The organism is Polynucleobacter sp. 35-46-11, assembly GCF_002281105.1.
This window is the reverse complement of the sequence record NZ_NCFJ01000153.1, coordinates 1-5,082: the sequence shown is the minus strand read 5'-3', so window position 1 is coordinate 5,082 and position 5,082 is coordinate 1. Positions and strand designations below refer to the sequence as shown.

8 protein-coding genes and 1 pseudogene are annotated in these 5,082 nt (G+C 46.8%); 5 read left to right on the top strand and 4 right to left on the bottom strand.

Going from position 1 to position 5,082, the window contains the following annotated elements:
- Together B7Y67_RS10585 and B7Y67_RS10580 are read right to left on the bottom strand one after the other, a co-directional pair.
- Positions 1-187: pseudogene (locus tag B7Y67_RS10585) on the bottom strand (coproporphyrinogen III oxidase); the annotation flags it as partial.
- Between the two features lie 19 nt (positions 188-206).
- Entirely contained in the window at positions 207-1,817 is a 1,611-nt protein-coding gene (locus B7Y67_RS10580; protein WP_293598612.1) for an NAD(P)/FAD-dependent oxidoreductase, read from the bottom strand.
- 89 nt (positions 1,818-1,906) lie between these two features.
- On the opposite strand from B7Y67_RS10580, the gene B7Y67_RS10575 reads away from it, so the two are divergent.
- Both B7Y67_RS10575 and B7Y67_RS10570 read left to right on the top strand, forming a co-directional pair.
- Positions 1,907-2,455, top strand: a complete 549-nt coding sequence (locus B7Y67_RS10575; RefSeq protein WP_293598611.1) for a YaeQ family protein — start codon at positions 1,907-1,909, stop codon at positions 2,453-2,455.
- Positions 2,452-2,874, top strand: coding sequence for a putative toxin-antitoxin system toxin component, PIN family (locus tag B7Y67_RS10570; protein ID WP_293598610.1), 423 nt, complete (start codon positions 2,452-2,454; stop codon positions 2,872-2,874). Before B7Y67_RS10575 ends, B7Y67_RS10570 begins: the two co-directional genes overlap by 4 nt.
- On the opposite strand, the gene B7Y67_RS10565 is transcribed toward B7Y67_RS10570, so the two are convergent.
- Entirely contained in the window at positions 2,858-3,874 is a 1,017-nt protein-coding gene (locus tag B7Y67_RS10565) for an LLM class flavin-dependent oxidoreductase (RefSeq protein ID WP_293598609.1), read from the bottom strand. The genes B7Y67_RS10570 and B7Y67_RS10565 overlap by 17 nt on opposite strands.
- 33 nt (positions 3,875-3,907) lie before the next feature.
- On the opposite strand from B7Y67_RS10565, the gene B7Y67_RS10560 reads away from it, so the two are divergent.
- From B7Y67_RS10560 to B7Y67_RS10550, 3 genes are read left to right on the top strand one after another with little or no spacing between them, the layout of a single operon-like run.
- Positions 3,908-4,129, top strand: coding sequence for a hypothetical protein (locus B7Y67_RS10560; RefSeq protein ID WP_215387492.1), 222 nt, complete (start codon positions 3,908-3,910; stop codon positions 4,127-4,129).
- Positions 4,130-4,149: 20 nt separating this feature from the next.
- Positions 4,150-4,353, top strand: a complete 204-nt coding sequence (locus B7Y67_RS10555) for a SlyX family protein (RefSeq protein ID WP_215303074.1) — start codon at positions 4,150-4,152, stop codon at positions 4,351-4,353.
- A 53-nt stretch (positions 4,354-4,406) separates the two neighbouring features.
- On the top strand, positions 4,407-4,757 hold the full coding sequence (locus B7Y67_RS10550; RefSeq protein ID WP_215303797.1) for a phage holin family protein: 351 nt from the start codon (positions 4,407-4,409) through the stop codon (positions 4,755-4,757).
- Positions 4,758-4,760: 3 nt separating this feature from the next.
- Here the strand turns inward: B7Y67_RS10550 and B7Y67_RS10545 are convergent.
- Positions 4,761-5,082, bottom strand: a 322-nt coding sequence (locus tag B7Y67_RS10545) for a hypothetical protein (protein WP_293598608.1), incomplete at its 5' end; no start/stop codon positions are given.

The window sequence follows — 5,082 nt, the reverse complement described above, 5'->3', positions numbered from 1 at the left end:
GCTCATCGGCCTGGACTACACGTTGCAATGCCCCCAAATAATCAGATTCACTGAACTCATTATGAAAGCGATCGGCACTAGGGTATGAGGTGTAGCGTGGGCCATTGATATCAAACTTCTGCAATAACTCGGGATGAAAAAGTACTTCTTTTTCATTTTGCTTAGATTCAGAAACTACAGAGCTCATCAAAAATTAGCTTATGGAATTATTGAGAAAGATAGTCAAGGGCGACTGCTTCTGCCACTTTAATCCCATCAACCCCTGCTGACAAGATTCCACCAGCATAGCCAGCACCCTCACCCGCGGGATAAAGGCCTTTGATATTCAGACTCTGAAAGTTTGATCCTCGCGTAATACGCAATGGGGAGGAAGTGCGAGTCTCAATGCCGGTCAATACTGCATCCTTCATCGAGAAGCCTTTAATCTGCTTTTCAAAGGCAGGGATTGCCTCTCGGATTGCCTCAATTGCATAAGCAGGTAAAGCATCAGCCAGGTCTGTCAGGTGAACACCAGGCTTATAAGAGGGCATTACAGAACCAAAGTCCGTAGAAGCCTTACCAGCGAGGAAGTCACCCACCAATTGTCCTGGGGCCTCGTAGGTGGAGCCACCTAACTCATATGCCTTCGACTCCAAAGCCCTCTGAAACTCAATACCTGCCAGTGGACCGCCAGGATAATCTTCCGGGGTAATGCCAACGACAATTCCCGCATTAGCATTACGCTCATTACGCGAATACTGACTCATACCATTTGTCACAACGCGATTAGGCTCAGAGGTGGCAGCAACTACCGTTCCACCTGGGCACATACAAAAGCTATAGACTGCACGGCCATTTTTGGCGTGGTGTACCAATTTGTAATCTGCTGCTCCAATGAGCTCATTACCAGCATGTGGACCTAAGCGTGCCTTGTCAATCAAGGATTGCGGATGCTCAATGCGAAAGCCTACCGAAAACGGTTTGGCTTCCATATAGACACCGGCTGCATGGAGTGCCTCGAAGGTATCGCGAGCACTATGCCCAAGAGCTAGCACTACATGATTGGCAGGTAAATCTGGATGGCCCTCAATTTTGACTCCAGCAATGTGCTCATTCTGAATATCAAAGCCAATCACCTTTTGCGAAAAACGAATCTCTCCGCCAAGCTCGATAATTTCTTGGCGCATTCTTTCGACGACACCAACCAATCGAAAGGTCCCAATATGTGGCTTTGCTACATAACGAATTTCTTCTGGCGCGCCTGCTTTAATAAATTCAGCAATGACCTTGCGTCCATAAAATTTTGGGTCTTTAATTTGGCTATAGAGTTTGCCGTCAGAAAATGTACCTGCCCCACCCTCACCAAACTGCACATTCGATTCTGGATTGAGGACATTCTTACGCCATAAACCCCAGGTATCTTGAGTGCGCTCTCTCACTGGTTTGCCACGCTCTAATACGATGGGTTTAAAGCCCATCTGCGCCAATACCAATGCAGCAAAAATCCCACAGGGGCCAAACCCGATAACAACAGGGCGTACAAAGTTTGCACCCTTCACTTGTGAGGCATTAGCAACAAAGTGATAACTTGTATCTGGGGATAGCCTTACGTGAACATCGTTTGCAAATCGTTTAAGCAATTTTTCTTCGTTCTTTACCGATAAATCAACGGTATAGATGAATGCAAGTGCGACATTTTTTCTGGCATCGTAGCTTCGTTTGAATACATCAAACTGAACCAGGTCCTGGGCTTGGATATTCAAGCGCTTCAAGATCGCCTCCTCCAACGCCTCGGGGGCATGGCTAATCGGCAAGCGAAGTTCGGTAATACGGATCATGGGACTCTACGATACACAGTAAATCAGGGTAATTTTCTAAATAATACTGGGAGATCCGGCCTATCCCCCTTAAAAGGCGATAATGCACCATGGCTCTACGCGCAACTATCCACAAAGCTGACCTCCACGTCGCAGACTCTGACCGCCACTATTACGGCAGTCACTCCCTCACCATCGCAAAGCATCCCTCCGAAACCGAGGAGCGGATGATGGTACGCATCATTGCTTTTGCCCTGCAAGCTCAGGAAGATCTGGCTTTCACTAAAGGCTTAAGCGATACCGATGAACCTGACCTCTGGGTTAAGGATCTCACGGATGCCATCAAGCTTTGGATTGAAGTGGGTCAACCAGATGAACGTCGCATCCTCAAAGCTTGCAGTCGATCCGATCAAGTCATCGTCTATTGCTATGGCGGACACACCAGCAAAATCTGGTGGGATGGGATTGCGAATAAATTAACTCGAGCCCGTAACCTACAGGTGATCTCTATTCCTGCGGAGCAGGCCAATGAACTTAATAAGCTAGTCGAGCGCAGTATGGTTCTGCATGTCAATATTCAAGATGGCGAGGCTTACGTTTCTTCAGATATGGGCCAAGTAACTATCACCCCAGAAATCTGGCGCAATCAAGAGCAATGAAGCCGGTAGTTTTAGACACCAATATCTTGTTAGATATTTTTGTCTTTAATGACGCAAGGGCCGACGATCTCAAACAAGCGATTGTGAATGGGAGCATTTCCGCAATTGCGAGTCAGCAAACTTTACTGGAGTTTGCGGATGTCATTTCCCGACCTCTTTTTAAGCTTGATGAATTCACCCAAGCGGACGTAATGACCCAATGGCAATCTATCGCACAGCTATACGATGATTCCAATCTAGCTAGCGCGCCTTGGAAATGCGAAGACCCCGATGATCAAATCTTCTTAGATCTAGCCTATCAATTGAGGCCATCGATACTCATTAGCAAGGACAATGCAGTACTGAAGATCGCGAGTCGAGCTGCTCAAGAAAGTATTCTGATTACCGCTGACTACAACGCCTTTAGGCTTGAGAGCTAAAGCGCAATCCCTTAGCTGCTTCAGCCGCAATTTCAAATGATCTCAAGCGGGCTTGATGGTCATAGATTTGACCAGTGATGATGATTTCATTTGCACCAGTTTGGTCAAGCCAATACTGCATCCCTTTTCTTACTGTTTCTAAGGATCCAACAGCAGAGCAACGCAAGGCATGATCGGCAGTAGTTTTTTCGTGAGGCTCACAGAAATCATTTAAATCATCAATCGGCGGCGGCAATTGTCCGCGCGTATTACGACGCATCCGAATTACGTTTTGTTGCAAGGTAGTAAAAAGGTATGCAGCCTCTTCATCAGTATCCGCGGCGACTACATTCATCACAAATGCACTGTACGGCTTAGCCAGCTTATCGGATGGCTTAAATAACTCTCGATAGGTAGTCATTGCATCTAGCAATTGCTCCGGTGCAAAATGAGAGGCAAAGGCATATGGCAAGCCAAAATGAGCAGCTAGTTGAGCGCCATACAAACTGGAGCCCAATATCCAAATTGGTACTTCGGTGTCTGCCCCCGGAATAGCCTTTACAGATTGCCCTTCCTGAATAGGACCGAAGTAATGTTGCAACTCTCGAACATCCTGTGGGAAGCGATCATCACTTCCTAGTAAATCTCTACGCAAAGCTCTGGCTGTCATTTGATCAGTTCCAGGTGCACGCCCTAAGCCCAATTCGATTCTTCCGGGGTAGATCGACGCTAAGGTGCCAAATTGCTCCGCAATAACTAATGGGGCATGGTTTGGCAACATCACGCCACCAGAGCCGACCCGAATAGTTTTTGTGCCGCCAGCAATATACCCAACTAAGACCGCAGTAGCAGAGCTAGCATTACCGGTCATATTGTGATGCTCCGCCACCCAGTAGCGGGTATAGCCCAATACCTCTGCATGCTGGGCAACATCCAAGGAGTTACGCAAGGCATCCGCAGCGGTAAATCCCTGGGGAATTGGAGATATATCTAGAATGGAGTACGGGACAGAATTTGTCATTCATAGATCATACTGAGAAAGCGGTTTTTTGACATGAGTAAACCTAAAATGGCAGATGCTGATGACGGCCTCTTTAAGCCGGGCAGCAAGCTTAGGCACATCAAGACAGGCGGATTTTATAAAGTAGTACTGCTTGCTAATGTTGAAGCCAATTTAGAACCAGCCTACGTCTATGAATCCCTCCAGTCACATGACTTTTGGATTAGGCCAAAAGCGGAAATGGAAGATGGTCGATTTGAATTAATCGATGCTTAAGCTAAAGACAGGAAAATGAAATGACTGAAGATCGAATTAATAACCTTGAAATCAAACTCAGCTTTACCGAGGATTTGATTGATCAACTGAATCAAACCATTTACAAGCAACAGCAACAAATTGAATTTCTATATCGCGAACTTAAATCCATTAAGGAGCAATCTAGCAGCGGAGATGGTGCAGGCATCAGCAGCCCTAAAGATGAAATCCCCCCTCACTATTAAAGCCCTGATAACATTAAGCATAGATAATCCAGTTCATTTAAAAAGGGATACTCATCATGGGTAACTTGTTACCGTTTTTAGTTCAGTGGGGCCTAACCTCTCTGTCCCTCTGGGTCGCCAGCTACCTTTTTAGTGGCCTACGCTTTGCCGATGGTGGTTCACTACTCATTGCTGCCCTGCTACTTGGCTTTGCCAATGCAGTAGTGAAGCCTTTATTGATTCTCTTCACGCTACCGCTCACCGTTCTCACTATGGGACTCTTTTTATTGGTGGTGAATGCCTTGGTACTAATGCTGGTCTCTGCAGTTGTGAGTGGCTTTACGATCTCCAGCTTCTGGACCGCATTCTTTGCCAGCATCTTTATTTCTTTATTCAGCCTGTTTATCAGCGGCTTACTGTTTTAAGTATTACTTCGCCCCCGGGTATATATCTGCCCAAGGGTGGAGCGCATCACGGCAGGGGTGACTTTTTGAGGTCATGGACCTAGCGTTCTCCGCCAAAATACTAACCCCGCCCGTTAAAAATCCAAGGCCAATTGAGACGGCGCTATTGACTACTCCAGCCTGGTTAATGCCCGCCTTAGGATTTGCCAGTGTGCCGCCCATCTTGACGAGTCCCGCTAAATCGAGGCCGGAAGTGAGCCCTGATTTTTCTCGTGGATCAATCATGAGATTCACTGCTTCAGTTTTCAGATTGATAGAGCCAGCCAACACAGCATCTAGTCTATCC

Bases quoted from the DNA above. Each gene is read 5' to 3' on its own strand.
- B7Y67_RS10580 (WP_293598612.1), bottom strand. From the start codon at position 1,817: ATGATCCGTATTACCGAACTTCGCTTGCCGATTAGCCATGCCCCCGAG.
- B7Y67_RS10575 (WP_293598611.1), top strand. From the start codon at position 1,907: ATGGCTCTACGCGCAACTATCCACAAAGCTGACCTCCACGTCGCAGAC.
- B7Y67_RS10570 (WP_293598610.1), top strand. From the start codon at position 2,452: ATGAAGCCGGTAGTTTTAGACACCAATATCTTGTTAGATATTTTTGTC.
- B7Y67_RS10565 (WP_293598609.1), bottom strand. From the start codon at position 3,874: ATGACAAATTCTGTCCCGTACTCCATTCTAGATATATCTCCAATTCCC.
- B7Y67_RS10560 (WP_215387492.1), top strand. From the start codon at position 3,908: ATGAGTAAACCTAAAATGGCAGATGCTGATGACGGCCTCTTTAAGCCG.
- B7Y67_RS10555 (WP_215303074.1), top strand. From the start codon at position 4,150: ATGACTGAAGATCGAATTAATAACCTTGAAATCAAACTCAGCTTTACC.